The following is a 16,187-nucleotide window of genomic DNA, read 5'->3' on the forward strand; positions in this document are numbered from 1 at the left end:
ATTATGAAAAAGTTATTATTATCAGTAATGGTTGCACTTGCAGCTTTAGGAATGAATGCCCAGACAAAAAAGGGAGAAGGTTCGTTGATGGGAAGTCTTGGATATCAAACCAATTATGAAAGGTTCGGTTTGCAGGCACAGGGACGTTATGTGATAGCTGACAATCTTCGGATTGCGCCTGATCTCACATTTTTCTTTCCGAAAGATAAAGTGACGGGATTGGATGTAAATGTAAACTTTCATTATGTCTTCAATTTCAGTAAAGACGGGCAAGGATTCTCTGTCTATCCGCTTGCGGGAATAGGCATGCAGAATAATTTCTATGGAAAACAGAAAGTGGAAGTTGACGGTGTGACTACCGAATTAGATAGAAGCAATACTACAAAGTTTGCTTTCAATCTCGGAGGCGGTATTACGTTACCTTTATCAGAACGTAGTTATTTAAATGCAGAGGCGAAATTCATGTTTGCCAACGATGATAATGTCGTCATCATGTTGGGGTATGGTTATAAATTTTGATTCTTGATGTGTGCCGGACAGCTTTTTGGTGCTGTCCGGCCTATTAAAATATAGATGTACATCTCAACCAACCTGAATTATTAACTTTAAAATGAATCAATTATGTTTTATCATGTAAAAGATTTGCAATTCAATGCCCGCGTATCCAAACCGGACCCGCGTTTTGCCCGTATATTGCTCGAAGCATTCGGCGGTGCTAACGGTGAATTAACCTCAGCCATGCAGTATTTTGTACAGGCTTTTAGTTGTCATAATCCGTTTCCTGATAAGTATGATATGCTTATGGATATCGCTACGGAAGAATTGACGCATCTCGAAATAGTAGGAGCTACCATACAAATGCTTCTCGGTCCGGTAAACGGTAAAATGAAGGATGCTGTTGAAACGATGGAGATTAGCAAATTAATGGAAGGTAAATCTGCAAAAGAGGAATATATCCATCAGGCATTTACCAATCCCCAATGTGTAGTTGTTGCTCCCGGCAGTCCTATGCTGACAGATAGTAACGGGAATCCTTGGTGTGCTACATATGTATCTGCCAATGCGGAATTGACGGTGGACCTTCAGTCTAATATGGCTAATGAGTGTCGTGCCAAAATAGGATATGAAAATCTGCTTTCGTTTACAGAGGATCCATTTGTCAAAGAAACCCTTACATTCCTTATGACTCGTGAGATTACTCATTTTCAACAGTTTGAAGCTGCACTGTCAACTATCCAGCCCAACTTCCCTCCTGGTACTTTACAAACTTCACCTAAATATAGTAATCTTTATTTTAACTTGTCAAAGGGTGGAGATTCCCGTGGTCCTTGGAACGAAGGTGAGAGTACGAGACTGAAAGAAGAATGGCAATATATTGATGATCCATTGCAAGAAGTAAGAAATACGAATGGATTGGTGGACAGAAAGCCGGAAGGTACCGAGCGTACCGAAAAGCAAGTACGTGCAATGGACCAAAAGCTAGCGAAAGAACGTAGCAGCCAGGTTCTGTCGGCAACTCCTGATAAGGATTTGACATGGTGTGACTACCAGAAATCTACATCTTTTGGTAAAAAGTCGGATAAGAAATAAGATTACCATTTCTTAAATGAATCTTTTATATTATTCCCGGTCGAAGAATTCGAAGATATCTTTTACCGGGAATTTAAGTTCTTACCTAAATATAACAATTTAATCGGGAATATATAAGATAATTATTATTTATAGCATGGGTGATGGCATGTGCTATTACCTTGGTAATGACATCTTGCGGGGATAAAAATACTCAAGACAAGGTTAACATCCGTATCGAGAATGTGAAAAAAGATACAGAGAGAACTCTTTTTATTTAGGTTTCCAGTTTGTATAGCTCCAACTTGAATTGGTTTAAATACCAGCAATTCCCATCACATGTTTTTTTGGAAAGGGCTCCGAAGATTGTCCGACTCATACATCTGTTGCCAAACAGATTACTACAACGTAATCTGTATGCTTCAATAGCGAGTGACCTTTCTACCATACGCCCTTTAGTATATGCATCCGAACACATTCTGTGTATATCATCATAGTCAGGATGATTAAGAAGAAATAGATTGTCATTATTTTCCATATTTATATATTTTAAAAGTCTTATATTTAGTAAAACATCTTGCTTATGATAGAAGTTTGTCAGAAGAATATAATCATTCTTAAAATCGTAATAATTTAGTTGGATCATATTCTGAAAGTTATGAAAGTGTGATATAAAACGAAATATGTGTTAAACGCAAGTGCTAAAATAGAACTAAATGATACTGAATGGTGTTTATTTTTTAATGAATGACATTATTAATAGTTGAATGAAAAACAGGATCTAAATTAGCGAGATGTTTGGATAGCTTATTCTTTGGTTTATAAACTAAATAGAAAATGCAGTTTTGGTTTGAGAAAAATATGAACCTTTTTTGAAATGTAAATATAAACCTAAATTTTAAACATTATGAGTGTAATTTGGTACATTATTATTGGAATCGTTTCCGGTTTTATAGCCGGGAAGATTATGAGAGGAGGAGGTTTCGGTCTCCTGATTAACCTTCTTGTAGGTATCATTGGTGGTCTCTTGGGAGGCTGGGTATTCGGACTGCTGGGTATTGCTACTGGTGGCATTTTGGGTAGTCTTATTACTTCGGTTGTAGGTGCAGTATTGCTTTTATGGATTGTATCTTTATTCAGAAGGCATCCGAACGAAGGGTGAAGAACTTTGATTTATTAATAATTTAAACTAAAACTTGATTATGGAAAGAGGAAAATCTAATTTAATTATTGGGCTGGGAGTAGGCTCGGTAGTTGGAGCGCTTGTTTATCATTTTTGGTGTTCTCCTAAGGGCAAGAAGATGAAAGAAAAAGTAAATCATGCCTTTCAGAAAGTAACTGGTGAAGGCATAAACATGATTGATACGGTGAATGATAAAGTATTGGATGCTGGGGTTGAAATGGCCGATAAGGTAGCGGACGGAACCTTTCATATAGCAGAAAAAGCAGATGATGTAAGAAACAAAGTTCATACTTTCTCGGATAAAGCAAAAAAAATAGCTAGGTGTTTGTTGTTCAAAAGTGGGAGGACGGTGTAAATGATAGCTGTTCTCCCCTTTTTGTCATAAACAATCAGAGAGAGTGGAAACGACATTATTTTATATGTTTAACCGTTAACACAATTAATTATGAAAACCGGTAGTTTTAATTTATGGATCAGGCTGACACTAGGTTCAGCAATAGGAGCTCTTATTTATCATCTCTCGCCAGAATCTAAAACAAAGAAATTACGGAAAATGGTGCGTGCTAAACAGCATAGAAGAGAAAATGATATAAAAAGTGAAATCTATACACTTTCTGCCGATGCCCGGAGGTAAGTAGCTGATTAATCGTTTGTCACTAAGTCCGGCTGTATTCGGTTGCCGGAACTTAGTGACACTACCCACCCTATGTAAGCGATTTCTTTTCTTCGTGTATCTCTATTATTTTAGTTGCCACCGCATATTCGTCAGGGAAAATCTTTCCTCCCAGCTCATTTGCCCAAGCCTTGGTAAATTCTGCACCTGTATATATGATAATGGCAGAGTAGTAAATCCATATGATGAAAATAGCCATGAATGCCGCAGCTCCGTAAACTGTTTCAATGTTTGCAATAGCTATATAGAACGATATTCCCCACTGACCTGCCAATAATAGTACAGTAGTTACGAGTGCTCCGATAAATACGTCTTTACTTTTAATCTTTGCATCGGGTAGTATTTTAAAGATTAGTGTGAATATGATAGTTGTTACTACTATGTTAACAAATATGCCTATAACTTTTACTAATGATTCGGCTACATCCGGATTGTTGGCAATATATCTGTTACTCAAATCTGTGATAAGGTTAGTAATGGTAAATGTGATCAATAAAATGAAAGCAAATACGAGGATAACAGAAAAAGAGAGTAATCGGTTTTTAATATATTTAAGCCAACTTTTCCGGGGGACTGCCTTTATGCCCCAAATAGTATTCAGTGAACTCTGAATTTCTGCAAAGACAGTAGTTGCACTAAATATAGTAACTCCAACGCTAATAATTGTTGCAAAAGAAGATACGTCTGCTTCTGTCGCGTTCTCGATGATGGATCGGAGCGCCTCGACAACTTTTGGACCTACGACTGGTTCTATCTGGGTATATAATTGATCAGTTAGATCAATCTGAAGAAAGACTCCAATAGTAATTAATAGAGAAAATAATGGAATGATAGAAAATAGGGTAGCGTATGCCAAAGATGCACTCAGTCTCATTACATTGTCATCAACAAATCCTTGAACCGTATCTTTTATTATTTTAAAGGCTAAGGATAGTTTTTGTTTACTTGTAGATAAGGTATTCATTTTTCTTGTTTTTATTGTCTTAACGAATGGATTTAATTATTTGTTCGAATGGAGATGCTGTTGTTGATCATAGGTTCTATGAGACTTTTAAATATCAAATAGTTGTTAATTCAGATAGATGGTCGTGAACTAATATTTGATATAGTATGTTGTTTAAAGTGAATAACAAAATAAATTATAAACTAAAAAATTAGGCATGAGCAGATAAAACATTTCTAATGATTTAGCAAATGGAACATTACAATTTAAAACGTATGATTATGAAGAAATCTATTATTTTATTAGCTATGGTATTGGGTGCATTTACAGCAAATGCTCAATCCGTTGTAGAAGGTACAAAACTTACAGATAATTGGTCTGTAGAAGTAAATGCCGGTGCAATCACTCCTCTTACTCACAGCGCTTTCTTTAAGAATGCACGCCCCGGATTTGGAATTGGGGTTTCAAAACAATTGACTCCTATTTTTGGTTTAGGATTGCAGGGAATGGGATATATTAATACTACTTCAAGTAAAACGGCTTTTGATGCTTCAGACATTAGTCTGTTGGGTAAAGTAAACTTGATGAACTTATTTGCAGGTTATAATGGCACTCCTCGTTTGTTTGAGGTAGAAGCTGTAGCTGGAGCAGGCTGGCTACATTATTATGTGAATGGTGATGGCGACCAAAACTCATGGTCCACTCGTTTCGGATTGAATCTGAACTTTAATCTAGGCGAAAGCAAGGCCTGGACGTTGGGACTGAAACCTGCCATCGTATATGATATGCAAGGGGATTTCAACCAGGCAAAAAGCCGTTTCAATGCTAATAATGCAGCATTTGAACTGACTGCCGGACTGACTTACCACTTCAAGAGTAGTACAGGAAACCGTTACTTCACTAAAGTAAGAGTTTACAACCAGGGAGAAATCGACGATCTGAATGCTTCTATCAATGCCCTCCGCGGACAGGTGAACAATAAGGACGGTGAACTCAACAGTGCTAATCAGAGAATCAGCGGATTGCAGCAAGAACTGGAAGAATGCCGTACCAAGGTCGTTCCGGTGGAGACTGTAGTGAAAACTGCCCGTGTTCCTGAATCTATCATTACTTTCAGACAGGGTAAATCATCGGTTGACGCTTCACAGTTGCCGAATGTGGAACGCGTAGCTTCTTATCTGAAGAAATATGCTGATGCAAAAGTAGTGATCAAGGGGTATGCTTCTCCGGAAGGCAGCGTCGAAGTTAATGCAAGAATTGCTGCTGCGCGTGCGGAAGCCGTAAAGACTATCTTGGTCAATAAATACAAAATCAATGCTTCTCGTATCACTGCCGAAGGTCAGGGCGTAGGTGACATGTTTACCGAACCGGATTGGAACCGTGTAAGTATATGTACGATTGAAGACTAAAAACAAGAGATGTAAATAGAATGGTGAGGGCTGCTCCGTGAAAGGGCAGCCCTTGCTGTATATATTCATTTATGACCTTCAGTTTGTGAATAAGTAATAGTAATATCTGTCGGACGGGCAGGAGATGATAGCAGAAAATCGGGCAAAGTCATTGTTTGTCTATCTAAAGTGACTACTTTTGGCAAACCATACTATTAAGGTATGGCTGAAGATGATGAAAGAGCAGAATATACCCCAGGACAGTTTGATAGCCGGCTATCTTCCGGCAGATTATTGCGATTCTTTTCAAGGAATGTGGTCAGTGAAAAAGCAATCACTTCCGACGAGTTCTTTGATATGGCTTTTAACCACTCTCCGGCGTGGGTGAATGGGCTGATGAAGTTAAGGAATACGCTAGTCAAACCGTTAGGTCTGGAAGTTGGTATGCGCTTTGCCGATACGATATGTGAGCAGAATGCACAGGAGATTGTTTTCGGTATGCCCGATAAACACCTGACGTTTCATGCTGCCTTATGGTGTGGAGAGAAGGAGTCCGGTGGGCAGACGTTTACAATCACGACCGTTGTAAAGTTCAATAACCGACTGGGCCGGTTGTACTTCTTCTTTATTCGTCCTTTTCATAAAGTCATCATCCGTTCTATGCTGAAAAGGGTAGCAAAACGATTGAAATAAAACAGCTTATGGATATAAATGATATCATAGACTCGATTTACAAGTTGCCGGATGCTTCAAAGGAGGCTTTACTGAGCGATGCTCCCGAAGTAGCCTATCCTAAAGGCTTCCATCTGTTCCGGGCAAACCATAAAAGCTCTAAGTTCTATCTGATGAAGAAAGGGATGCTGCATGCCTATACTCATCAGTCGGATAAGAAGGTTACCTTCTGGTTCGGGAAAGAAGGGGATGCAATCTTCCCTTTGCAAACTCTTTATGATAATCGGGCAGGATATGAGAATATTGAACTTTTGGAAGATAGTGTCCTGTATGAACTCAGTGTCGATAAACTGCACAATCTCTATCTGGAAGATATACATATAGCCAACTGGGGACGGAAGTTTGCCGAGAGAGAATACATCAAATCGGAAAAGCTGTTTATATCAAGGCAATTCAAAACTTCATTGGAGAGGTATCAGGAACTGATATCCGAATATTCTGATATACTTCAACGTGTGCCATTGGGTATTATAGCTTCCTATTTAGGCATCTCACAGGTCAATCTAAGCAGAATTCGTGCGAAGATAAGATGATTTTTTAAACTTTGTAAAATCCCTTTTTTACAAATGTAAAATGAAGGGTGCCGGAAATTCATGACCTTTGCAATCAAAAAAGGAAGTGTTATGAATTGGATTCTTTTGATTTTTGGCAGGATGCCTTGAATTGGTCTTTACTTTCTGTCTGGGAAAAATAAACAGAGTAGTAGGAGCAGAGAAATATATGTGGTCATTAGGGCTGCTGATATCCCTGTGTGTCAGTATGCTCCTTCTGATAAGGGTTACCAAAGCATTGCCCGTTGGTACGGCTTATGCTATATGGACCGGTATCGGTGCCGCCGGTACGGTGCTGATCGGTATCTTTTTCTTTAAAGAGCCGGCAAGTTGGGGCAGAATTTTCTTCATCTTCACATTGATTTGCTCCATTGTCGGTCTGAAATTGGTATCACATTGATACCTTATGGTATCATAAAAAAATAATTATCGATTATAATTTGGTAGTTATGAAAACAAAGCCCATATTTGCACCCCAAAAATAGGGACAGGCATAGAAAATCCTCATCGGAGGGTGCTATAATAGATAATTATAGTGCTGGATAAGATGAATGGTGTGAATCATTCAGCTTGTCCGGCACTTTTTTATTTTGTAACAAGTAAGATAAGAGGAGTAAGTATTGAAAAACTATGAAAGAGTTAAATTTGACACAAGGGAGTGTTCCGAAAGTATTACTGCAATTTGCGGTTCCTTTTCTGATTGCCAATGTGCTTCAGGCACTTTATGGTGGGGCCGACCTTTTTGTGGTAGGACAATACGATGATTCTGCAAGTGTGGCGGCTGTAGCCATCGGCAGTCAGGTGATGCAGACAATCACGGGGATTATTCTTGGCATTACGACAGGAACAACCGTTTTGATTGCCATCGCTACCGGAGCAAAGGATGACAAGAAAGTAGCTTTCACCATCGGTTCGTCCGTATGGTTGTTTTCAATAATCGGGGTGCTGCTTACTTTGGTCATGGTGGTTTTTCATGGTCGGATAGCAGAGTTAATGCATACGCCGATAGAGGCGATGGCGGATACGAAAAGTTACATCCTTGTATGTTCGGCCGGGATATCGTTTATAGTAGGATATAACGTCGTATGCGGTATTTTGCGCGGGTTGGGAGACTCCAGGACGCCGCTTTATTTTGTAGCGCTGGCGTGTGTGATTAATATTGTGCTCGATTTTATATTGGTAGGATATTTCCATTTGGGAGCCACAGGAGCGGCAGTTGCCACCATAACGGCGCAGGGAGTCAGCTTCATGATCTCTCTTTGGTTCTTATATCGGCACGGATTTCATTTTGAGTTTACCCGGAAAGATATCCGGCTGAACCGGAACCTGGCCAAGAAAGTCATGACATTGGGAGCGCCTATTGCGTTGCAGGATGCGCTGATCAATATCTCGTTTCTGATCATCACCGTTATAGTCAATCAGATGGGAGTGATCGCATCGGCTTCTTTGGGTGTCGTAGAGAAAATTATAGTGTTTGCCATGCTGCCTCCGATGGCAATCTCATCGGCAGTAGCGACGATGACGGCACAGAACTACGGAGCCGGACTTATACAACGGATGAACCGCTGTCTGGCTTCGGGGATAGGAATTGCACTTGTTTTCGGTGTATCGGTTTGTGTGTATTCACAATTCCTGCCGGAAACGCTTACCGCGTTCTTTACCAAAGATGCGGCGGTGGTATCAATGGCGGCGGAGTATCTGCGGGGATATAGTATCGACTGTATCGTTGTAAGTTTTGTGTTCTGCATAAACTCTTACTTCAGCGGACAGGGAAATTCATTGTTCCCGATGATTCACAGTCTGATAGCGACTTTCCTGTTCCGGATTCCGTTGTCGTACTGGTTTAGTCAGATAGACAGTTCTTCCCTGTTTATCATGGGCTTTGCACCGCCTCTTTCAACAGTGGTTTCATTGTTGATCTGTATCTGGTATTTAAGATATACCCGGAAGAAAGTTTATTTGAAAGGCACCATGATGCCTGCTATGTCGAATTAGGTGTTTTAAGTGGATATATTAACTAAAATCAATTTGTATGGAAGCTTATTTGAAGAAACTCTGTTTTGAGTATCAGGTTGAAGAAAAGGAAGTGAAAGAGCTGTTGGCTCGCATGGAAAGAGTGTATCTGGATAAAGGAGAAACGATTGCTTCTGCTACAATGCCCGAGCAGAGCTTGTACATTATCGTTTCCGGTATCCTGCATACATTTACTACCCGGCAGGGAGAGGACAAAACCGTCAGATTCCTGTCCGAAGGTGACGCTATCTTGTGCTACAATACAAGTAAGCATTCTGTCAAAACACTGACAAGGTGTGTGGCCTATTACATCAGCGAAGATGAGATCGAGGAATTGTGTGCAACGTCCATCACGTTTTCCAATCTGATTCGTCAGATGATGGAATATCAGTTTTACCTTAAAGAGGAAATGAGTGTGAATGCACGTAAACTGACGATCAGGGAAAGATACCTTTCTTTATTATCAGAAATTCCCGATATTCTGTACAGAGTCCCTTTGAAGTACATTACTTATTATTTAGGGGCCGATGTGACAAGTCTGGGATATCTGGCCGGAAGCTGTAAATAAGAAATGTCTCATTCTCTATATTTGAAGATATTCCTTATTAAATAGTCTATTCTTACCCCGGTGCTTCTCAAAACCGGAAAGTCTTTGTATTATTTGATAAGGAATATTATTTTTGTAATTGAAATGAAAAATCTGATTCCCCGATATACTTTCTATAAGAATAAGTATGGAAGTGAACTTTTGATAGATGTCGTCGAACTGAAATACGTAAAGAAGTTCCTCTCTCAGAGTTCTGTCCACACGCTGACTTACTATGATATCACGTTTGTCACAGAAGGGGAGGGCAAGTTTTCGATAGATAATCAGACTAACGAGGCGGCTTCCCGTGATGTGTTTTTCTCTAAACCGGGAGAGATTCGGAACTGGGATACCCGCCACATAGTCAATGGTTATGCTTTGATCTTTGAAGATGAGTTTTTATCTTCTCTTTTTAAGGATTCTCTCTTTGTGCAGCATCTTTCATTCTTTCAGTCGGGAAAGACATCATCCAAATTACAGTTGCCGGATGAACTTTATATGCGTATCCTTCAGATATTGCACAATATTAAAACGGAGATTGATTCGTACAGACAGAATGATGTGTATGTATTAAGGGCATTACTTTATGAAGTCTTGATGTTGTTGGACCGGGAATATAAGAAAGTGAATATGGAAGAAGAAACTACATCCAAAGAGGTTGGTAATATCCATATTGACAAATTTATGAAGTTGGTTGAGAGCCATCTGAAAGAGCAGCATTCTGTTCAATATTATGCGGATAAACTTTGTATTACCCCGAATTATCTGAATGAGATTGTAACCTCAACAAAAGGGATTAGTGCGAAGCAATATATCCGGAATAAAGTAATGGATGAGGCTCAGAGACTGCTTACTTATACAGATTTCCCTATATCGGATATTGCGTTTGAACTTCATTTCTCAACCGTCTCTTATTTTATCCGTAGCTTCCGGCAATATACTGGAACAACGCCATTACTTTATCGAAGAACGCATAAACCGTAAAAAGTGATATTTCTCCCTTTCTTTCTGTTGCACTGATTGTCTTCTATATCCCTACTTTCGCATCAGATAATAACCAATTAAAATTATTGAACGATGAGAGATGCGGAAAAAACAGTAGGGAACATGATTGATAAGCTGAAAACGGCCTTTATCGGTTCCATAGACAGTGAAGGATTTCCTAATATGAAAGCTATGTTACAACCCCGAAAGAGGGAAGGGATAAAGACGATTTATCTGACTACAAATACTTCGTCAATGCGTGTGGTCCAATATCGTGAGAACAATCATGCCTGTATTTATTTTTGTGATACGCGGTTCTTTAGAGGGGTGATGCTGCGCGGTACTATGGAAGTGCTGACTGATCCTGCCAGTAAGGAGATGATATGGCAGGAAGGGGATACGATGTATTATCCCGAAGGAGTGACAGACCCCGATTATTGTGTTTTAAAATTTACAGCGATTTCCGGAAGGTTTTACAGTAACTTTAAGTCGGAAAGTTTCACTGTTGAATAGAATCAGTAATAATGGTTGAACAACCCGTAATTTATCTACTGTCAGATGTATGTTTCTTCCTTAATTTTGTACTGCAATAAGATCAATTCGACTATCGATCTTGTTATTGATAGGTATATAGGTATTGAATATAATAACTAAAAGTACATTTATGGAAACAATAAGATTGAACAACAGTGTTGAAATGCCGATTTTAGGCTATGGTGTATATCAGGTGACTCCTGAAGAGTGTGAGCGCTGTGTGCTGGATGCTATTAGTGTTGGTTATCGTTCTATTGATACAGCACAGGCATATTATAATGAAGAAGGAGTGGGGAATGCAGTCAGGAAATGCGGGGTACCACGTGAAGAACTGTTTATCACCACGAAAGTATGGATTTCGAACGGTGGATACGAAAAAGCAAAAGTTTCTATTGACGAATCCTTGCGTAAGCTCCAAAGTGATTATGTTGATTTGCTGCTTATTCATCAGCCTTTCAATGATTACTATGGTACATACCGTGCCATGGAAGAGGCTTACAAGGACGGAAAAGCTCGTGCCATTGGCGTCAGCAATTTCTATCCGGACCGTTTTATCGACCTGGCGGAATTTTGTGAGATTAAACCGGCGGTGAATTAAGTTGAAACACACGTCTTCAACCAGCAAGTGAAACCGCAGGAGATTATGAAGAAATATGGTACGAAGGTCATGTCATGGGGACCATTTGCGGAAGGACGCAATAATTTTTTCTCTAATGAAGTATTGAAAGCAATTGGAGAACGGTATGGAAAATCGGTTGCACAGGTAGCTCTGCGCTTTCTTATTCAGCGTGATATCATCGTTATCCCGAAATCGACTCGCAAGGAACGCATGATAGAAAACTTCGATGTATTTGACTTCACCTTGTCTGCAAAGGATATGGAAGAGATTGCCGGACTCGATAAAAAAGAAAGTCTGTTCTTCTCCCATTATGACCCTGAAATGGTTAACTTTCTGATTAATTTATAATAGAGGGAATATGTAGGCGGAAGATGTTTAGAAAAGAATCGTCAGGAAAGATTGATCTCTTCTGACGATTCGGAATATTGGAACGTAGCGAAAAATGGAACTTTATTATCCCAATGTTCTCCGTATGTTTTGTCTATTTGGGTATGAGGCTATTTTTATATCTAATGTTAGTTATCCGGTAATTGTTAAACTTAACCTTGCTTTTATTACTCCGGACAGAATCCGTTTTTATAAAACAGATAACTTTTTTCTATTGCTTCGGCTGTATCAGCTTCTAATGCATATAGTATTTCCCTGCAAAATTCCAGTTGTCCGGTTCCGTTAGCGGTTATGATCTTTCCATCTCTTACAGCTTGCTGATCAACGTAGTTCGAATCACCTGTATATCTCTCTCCGACATGTTGTTTCAGATAATCGATTGTATTACTCGTATGCTTTACGTTATTGAGAAATCCATGCATAGCAAGGAAAACGGAAGCATTGCATATTCCGCCAACCACTTTCTTATCTTTGATAGCTTTTTCTATTAGCGGGACTATTAATTCAGCTTCTGGTGAAAACCAGCTCATGCCGCCAATTAATATCAGACCTGCATAATCTTCCGGTATATCTTTCAAATCATAATCAGGCAATACTCTGAATCCCCCTATTGAAGAGACAGGCTCTTTGGTTATAGACAAGGTTTTCACTTTATAAGGAACAGGACTTCCGGGCATAACACCCTGATTCAGGCAGGCAGCTATAAATGCGCCTTCCCAGTCGGCGAACTCATTTAATAATACAAAAATTACTTCTTTCATATATCATTCTATTTTCTTTATGTATGCAAAGGTGCTATTTAAAATTGAATAACCCAGATGATGCAGTGAATTATTATCTTTTTTATATATGACTTTATAGGTCTGATGTCCGATGGCGGGTAACAGAATGTTTAAGATATCCGTCAGTCTTAGTCGTAGACTGTAGCTGTTAGCGATCTTGGTTTCGTGTAATGCATAAAAAAAAGTCTTTGATTATCAATGTAATCAAAGACTTTTTTACTTTCTTAAGAAGCGGTGCGTACGGGACTCGAACCCGTGACCCCATGCGTGACAGGCATGTATTCTAACCAACTGAACTAACGCACCAAATATTAATAGACTAATTCATTTTATTTCTCTTTGCTTCTTACTTAAAAGAAGCGGTCCGGACGGGACTCGAACCCGCGACCCCATGCGTGACAGGCATGTATTCTAACCAACTGAACTACCGAACCAGAATTTCATTTTGTTAATCTGCATCTCTCTCGATTGCGGGTGCAAAGGTAGTTGTTTTTTGTAAATCTGCAAATGTTTTGATGAAACTTTTTTCCAATAAAAAGCAAGAAAAAAGCTTAGTGTCTCATTTTGAGTACTTTTATAATGAAAAAAAAATATTAGTTTTTTCTTCAGTCAGGATGGTGACACTATCCGGTCGTCATAGTGACACTATCACGATGGGATAGTGTCATTATCCGGAGGCGATAGTGTCACTATCCTGAAGTTTGTCATCTTCTTCTTTGGAAATAGTCTTGGATATCTTTCTATCTGTAAGAAATCACCGTTTTTATATCAACTTTCTGCTTGAATAATTCGTAGTTTTGCAATAAATCGTTATTTTTGCGCACTAAAATTAGATAGGTGGAAGAATTTCCGCCCGGAATAGTAAATTAGTAAAAAGAATGATGACTACAGCCAAACTGTTATTGCACTGTCCCGACAAACCGGGAATCCTCGCGGAAGTGACAGACTTTATTACGGTAAACAAAGGAAATATTATCTATCTGGATCAGTATGTAGACCATGTGGAGAACATCTTCTTCATGCGTATAGAATGGGAATTGAAAGATTTTCTGGTTCCGCAGGAAAAGATTGAAGATTATTTCAGAACGCTATATGGGCAGAAGTATGAAATGGATTTCCGTCTTTATTTCTCGGATGTGAAACCGCGTATGGCTATATTCGTTTCTAAAATGTCTCATTGCCTGTTCGATATGTTGGCTCGCTACACGGCAGGAGAGTGGAATGTGGAGATACCTCTTATTATAAGCAACCATCCGGACTTGCAGCACGTGGCAGAGCGTTTCGGTATTCCTTTCTATTTGTTCCCCATCACCAAGGAGACCAAAGAAGAACAGGAACGCAAAGAAATGGAATTGCTTGCCAAACATAAAATTACATTCATCGTGTTGGCACGTTATATGCAAGTGATTTCCGAACAGATGATCAATGCGTATCCAAATAAGATTATCAATATCCATCATTCCTTCCTACCGGCATTTGTGGGGGCAAAACCTTATCATGCCGCATTCCAGCGTGGAGTGAAAATTATCGGTGCGACCAGCCATTATGTAACGACTGAGCTGGATGCAGGTCCGATCATCGAGCAGGATGTAGTACGCATTACACATAAGGACTCTATAGAAGATCTTGTAAATAAAGGAAAGGACCTGGAAAAAATTGTTCTTTCGCGTGCGGTACAAAAGCATATCGAACGTAAGATTTTGGCTTATAAAAATAAAACAGTAATATTTAGCTGATGAAAGTAGCAGTTGTAAAATACAATGCCGGGAATATCCGTTCTGTGGACTATGCTCTGAAGCGGTTGGGAGTAGAAGCAGTGATTACTGCCGATAAAGAAATACTTCAATCTGCCGATAAAGTGATTTTCCCCGGAGTAGGAGAGGCGGGAACTACCATGAATCACCTGAAAGCAACAGGGCTCGACGAGCTGATCAAGAATCTGCGTCAGCCTGTGTTCGGAATTTGCCTCGGTATGCAGCTGATGTGCCGGCATTCTGAAGAAGGTGGGGTGGACTGCCTGAATATCTTTGATGTAGACGTGAAACGTTTTGTTCCGCAGAAGCATGAAGATAAAGTGCCGCATATGGGCTGGAATACGATTGGTAAGACAAACAGCAAACTGTTCGAAGGATTCACCGAAGAAGAGTTTGTCTACTTTGTACACAGTTTCTATGTGCCGGTTTGTGACTTTACTGCTGCTGAAACCGATTATATCCATCCGTTCAGCGCGGCATTGCATAAAGATAACTTTTATGCCACCCAGTTCCATCCGGAGAAAAGCGGGAAGACAGGTGAAAGGATTCTGAGGAACTTTCTGGATCTCTAATAAACGTTGCAACAGTTTATAATAAACTCCGCTATAGTTTATAATAAACTCGGTCATCGTTTATAATAAACTATTTCCGGCTTTTCGGAGAAGAAGAAAAGGACAGGTATAAGAAGATGGAGTGAACAGCTAAAATAGTAAATCGTAAATGATCAAATTGTATATAAACAGATGATAGAAATTATTCCAGCCATTGATATTATTGACGGGAAATGTGTACGCCTTTCTCAGGGAGATTACGATAGTAAGAAGGTCTATAACGAAAATCCGGTGGAAGTAGCCAGGGAGTTTGAAGCGAACGGGGTTCGCAGGCTTCATGTGGTAGATCTGGACGGAGCCGCTTCTCACCACGTAGTCAATCATCGGGTATTGGAGCAGATTGCTACGTGTACCTCTTTAATAGTAGATTTCGGTGGTGGAGTAAAGAGTGACGAAGATTTGAAAATAGCTTTTGAAAGCGGTGCTCAGATGGTGACAGGCGGAAGCGTTGCCGTGAAAGATCCGGAGCTGTTCTGCCATTGGTTGGAAGTATATGGCAGTGAGAAAATAATCCTCGGAGCAGACGTCAAGGAACATAGGATTGCCGTAAACGGCTGGAAAGACGAAAGCGCCTGCGAGCTTTTCCCATTTCTCGAAGACTATATAAATAAAGGTATTCAGAAAGTCATTTGCACTGATATTAGTTGTGATGGAATGCTGAAAGGTCCTTCTATCGATTTGTATAAAGAAATGCTGGAGAAGTTTCCGAATCTCTACCTGATGGCTAGTGGCGGAGTGAGCAATGTGGATGACATAATCGCCTTGAATGAAGCCGGAGTTCCCGGAGTCATCTTCGGTAAAGCATTGTACGAAGGGCATATAACATTGAAAGATTTGCGTATATTTTTATAATCAGGAGTGCTAAAATGGAAGGAAGC

General features: G+C 39.7%; 16 protein-coding genes, 2 tRNA genes and 3 pseudogenes. 17 read left to right on the forward strand and 4 right to left on the reverse strand.

Translation table 11 applies throughout. The annotated features are described in order from the left end of the window. Positions 1–3: 3 nt before the first annotated feature. The 5 genes from HMPREF9007_RS08585 to HMPREF9007_RS26395 all read left to right on the forward strand — a co-directional run bounded on the left by HMPREF9007_RS08585 (position 4) and on the right by HMPREF9007_RS26395 (position 3,386). A complete protein-coding gene (locus tag HMPREF9007_RS08585; RefSeq protein ID WP_008762379.1) occupies positions 4–519 on the forward strand; it encodes an outer membrane beta-barrel protein in 516 nt (171 codons plus the stop codon). Between the two features lie 102 nt (positions 520–621). Then, positions 622–1,590, forward strand: coding sequence for a manganese catalase family protein (locus tag HMPREF9007_RS08580; RefSeq protein WP_008762380.1), 969 nt, complete (start codon positions 622–624; stop codon positions 1,588–1,590). Between the two features lie 886 nt (positions 1,591–2,476). Next, a complete protein-coding gene (locus HMPREF9007_RS08570) occupies positions 2,477–2,731 on the forward strand; it encodes a GlsB/YeaQ/YmgE family stress response membrane protein (protein ID WP_008762382.1) in 255 nt (84 codons plus the stop codon). Between the two features lie 40 nt (positions 2,732–2,771). Then, a complete protein-coding gene (locus tag HMPREF9007_RS08565; RefSeq protein WP_032850568.1) occupies positions 2,772–3,107 on the forward strand; it encodes a YtxH domain-containing protein in 336 nt (111 codons plus the stop codon). Between the two features lie 90 nt (positions 3,108–3,197). Then, positions 3,198–3,386, forward strand: coding sequence for a hypothetical protein (locus tag HMPREF9007_RS26395; protein ID WP_008762384.1), 189 nt, complete (start codon positions 3,198–3,200; stop codon positions 3,384–3,386). Positions 3,387–3,456: 70 nt separating this feature from the next. Here HMPREF9007_RS26395 and HMPREF9007_RS08560 read toward each other — a convergent pair whose 3' ends face one another. Continuing rightward, entirely contained in the window at positions 3,457–4,389 is a 933-nt protein-coding gene (locus HMPREF9007_RS08560; RefSeq protein ID WP_008762385.1) for a YihY/virulence factor BrkB family protein, read from the reverse strand. A gap of 254 nt (positions 4,390–4,643) precedes the next feature. On the opposite strand from HMPREF9007_RS08560, the gene HMPREF9007_RS08555 reads away from it, so the two are divergent. The 9 genes and pseudogenes from HMPREF9007_RS08555 to HMPREF9007_RS08515 all read left to right on the forward strand — a co-directional run bounded on the left by HMPREF9007_RS08555 (position 4,644) and on the right by HMPREF9007_RS08515 (position 12,123). Next, the gene (locus HMPREF9007_RS08555) at positions 4,644–5,777 is read left to right on the forward strand and encodes an OmpA family protein (RefSeq protein WP_170848625.1); all 1,134 of its coding nucleotides are present in this window, start codon (positions 4,644–4,646) and stop codon (positions 5,775–5,777) included. Between the two features lie 211 nt (positions 5,778–5,988). Then, a pseudogene (locus HMPREF9007_RS08550) lies at positions 5,989–6,449 on the forward strand (DUF2867 domain-containing protein). An 8-nt stretch (positions 6,450–6,457) separates the two neighbouring features. Beyond that, a complete protein-coding gene (locus HMPREF9007_RS08545) occupies positions 6,458–7,021 on the forward strand; it encodes a Crp/Fnr family transcriptional regulator (protein ID WP_008762388.1) in 564 nt (187 codons plus the stop codon). 90 nt (positions 7,022–7,111) lie between these two features. Further along, positions 7,112–7,439: pseudogene (locus HMPREF9007_RS08540) on the forward strand (multidrug efflux SMR transporter). 230 nt (positions 7,440–7,669) lie between these two features. After that, the gene (locus tag HMPREF9007_RS08535; RefSeq protein WP_008762390.1) at positions 7,670–9,034 is read left to right on the forward strand and encodes an MATE family efflux transporter; all 1,365 of its coding nucleotides are present in this window, start codon (positions 7,670–7,672) and stop codon (positions 9,032–9,034) included. A gap of 37 nt (positions 9,035–9,071) precedes the next feature. After that, positions 9,072–9,620, forward strand: a complete 549-nt coding sequence (locus HMPREF9007_RS08530; protein ID WP_008762391.1) for a cyclic nucleotide-binding domain-containing protein — start codon at positions 9,072–9,074, stop codon at positions 9,618–9,620. A 123-nt stretch (positions 9,621–9,743) separates the two neighbouring features. Continuing rightward, the gene (locus HMPREF9007_RS08525; RefSeq protein WP_008762392.1) at positions 9,744–10,622 is read left to right on the forward strand and encodes an AraC family transcriptional regulator; all 879 of its coding nucleotides are present in this window, start codon (positions 9,744–9,746) and stop codon (positions 10,620–10,622) included. 93 nt (positions 10,623–10,715) lie between these two features. Beyond that, entirely contained in the window at positions 10,716–11,135 is a 420-nt protein-coding gene (locus HMPREF9007_RS08520; RefSeq protein ID WP_008762393.1) for a pyridoxamine 5'-phosphate oxidase family protein, read from the forward strand. A 151-nt stretch (positions 11,136–11,286) separates the two neighbouring features. Further along, a pseudogene (locus HMPREF9007_RS08515) lies at positions 11,287–12,123 on the forward strand (aldo/keto reductase). Positions 12,124–12,329: 206 nt separating this feature from the next. On the opposite strand, the gene HMPREF9007_RS08510 reads toward HMPREF9007_RS08515, so the two are convergent. From HMPREF9007_RS08510 to HMPREF9007_RS08500, 3 genes are all read right to left on the reverse strand, one after another. Then, positions 12,330–12,923 (reverse strand): type 1 glutamine amidotransferase family protein, encoded by a 594-nt coding sequence (locus HMPREF9007_RS08510; protein ID WP_008762394.1) that lies wholly within the window; start codon positions 12,921–12,923, stop codon positions 12,330–12,332. Positions 12,924–13,176: 253 nt separating this feature from the next. Then, positions 13,177–13,250, reverse strand: a tRNA-Asp gene (locus HMPREF9007_RS08505). Between the two features lie 54 nt (positions 13,251–13,304). After that, a tRNA-Asp gene (locus HMPREF9007_RS08500) sits at positions 13,305–13,378 on the reverse strand. Positions 13,379–13,822: 444 nt separating this feature from the next. Between HMPREF9007_RS08500 and purU the strand changes: the two genes are divergently transcribed. The 3 genes from purU to hisA all read left to right on the forward strand — a co-directional run bounded on the left by purU (position 13,823) and on the right by hisA (position 16,161). Further along, complete coding sequence (gene purU, locus HMPREF9007_RS08495) at positions 13,823–14,680, forward strand: formyltetrahydrofolate deformylase (protein ID WP_008762395.1); 858 nt, start codon at positions 13,823–13,825, stop codon at positions 14,678–14,680. Continuing rightward, positions 14,680–15,270: an imidazole glycerol phosphate synthase subunit HisH gene (hisH, locus tag HMPREF9007_RS08490; protein WP_008762396.1), complete on the forward strand. Its 591-nt coding sequence runs from the start codon at positions 14,680–14,682 to the stop codon at positions 15,268–15,270. The genes purU and hisH overlap by 1 nt, the downstream gene beginning before the upstream one ends. Positions 15,271–15,441: 171 nt before the next feature. Continuing rightward, the gene (gene hisA / locus HMPREF9007_RS08485; protein ID WP_008762397.1) at positions 15,442–16,161 is read left to right on the forward strand and encodes a 1-(5-phosphoribosyl)-5-[(5-phosphoribosylamino)methylideneamino]imidazole-4-carboxamide isomerase; all 720 of its coding nucleotides are present in this window, start codon (positions 15,442–15,444) and stop codon (positions 16,159–16,161) included. The last annotated feature ends 26 nt before the right edge of the window (positions 16,162–16,187 follow it).

Source organism: Bacteroides sp. 1_1_14, assembly GCF_000162515.1.
GTDB classification, from domain to species: domain Bacteria; phylum Bacteroidota; class Bacteroidia; order Bacteroidales; family Bacteroidaceae; genus Bacteroides; species Bacteroides thetaiotaomicron.